This is a genomic window from Marinimicrobium sp. UBA4509 (assembly GCF_002388575.1).
Lineage (GTDB): Bacteria > Pseudomonadota > Gammaproteobacteria > Pseudomonadales > Cellvibrionaceae > Marinimicrobium > Marinimicrobium koreense.
In genome coordinates, this window is the sequence record NZ_DGMV01000047.1 from 68805 (window position 1) to 69318 (window position 514).

1 protein-coding gene is annotated in these 514 nt (G+C 54.7%); it reads right to left on the reverse strand.

Features of this window, described 5'->3' with window-relative positions:
- Window positions 1-31 precede the first annotated feature (31 nt).
- Window positions 32-514, reverse strand: a 483-nt coding sequence (gene kdsB / locus B3520_RS07065; protein WP_286875756.1) for a 3-deoxy-manno-octulosonate cytidylyltransferase, incomplete at its 5' end; no start/stop codon positions are given.

The window sequence follows — 514 nt, forward strand, 5'->3', positions numbered from 1 at the left end:
CGGACTCCAAAAAGACCACCAAACAAAAAACTCAAGAGCCCAACAACCGCCGAACCCGATCCAAATCAAGCTCAGTATCAACACCACCAGGAACAGGCCGACAAGCCTCCGCAACGTGAATCGACTCACCTTGCCACATTACCCGCAACTGCTCCAACGACTCAAACCGCTCCAACGGCGCCTGATCCCAAGTCACAAACCGGTGCAACAACCCCACGCGATAAGCATAAATACCAATATGCCGCCGCGCCACAAAATCCTCCGGTAACGCCCTACCCTCACCCGCAAACGCATCGCGAGGATACGGAATCGGCGCCCGACTGAAATACAGCGCACGCCCATGGGCATCCATTACCACCTTCACAATATTCGGATTACAAAAATCCTCCACCAACTCAATCGGCTCACACAAGGTTGCCACACTGGCCGAACTATCACCCGCCAGATTCTGCGCCACCTGATTGATGACCGCGGGCGGAATCAGAGGTTCATCGCCCTGCACATTGACCACGAT